Source organism: Pseudomonas sp. SDT291_1_S447, from assembly GCF_054070155.1.
In genome coordinates, this window is sequence record NZ_JBSVXS010000320.1 from 1 (window position 1) to 359 (window position 359).

The window sequence follows — 359 nt, forward strand, 5'->3', positions numbered from 1 at the left end:
GGCCAGCGCATACACGGCGAGCGCCGCCAGCAGCACGGGCTTGCGCCCAAAACGCTCACCCAGGCTGCCCCATAGCAACATCGGTAAAGCCATGCCGACCAAGTAAATCGCCAGGGCCAGGGCAACATGGTCTTCGGCGGCGGGGAGGGCGTGGGCAATGGCCGGGACGGCGGGCAGGTAACTGCTGATGCCGACCTGGGCGAGGAAGGCGGCGCTGCAGGCCAGGGCAAGGGTGGTGGTATTGTTCAAGGGCCGACTTTTCCTTTTTCAGCGGTAAGCTACAAGCTGATAGTGTGTTTGTCTCTAACGTGCGGCTAATCGTTTGTAACCAAGGAACCAACCCATGAGAGTTCTGTTAT

1 protein-coding gene is annotated in these 359 nt (G+C 60.2%); it reads right to left on the reverse strand.

The window, feature by feature from the left end; genetic code table 11:
* Positions 1-249: MFS transporter (locus tag ACW9IR_RS29745; protein WP_457466185.1), on the reverse strand; the 249-nt coding region annotated here is incomplete at its 3' end.
* Between the last annotated feature and the right edge of the window lie 110 nt (positions 250-359).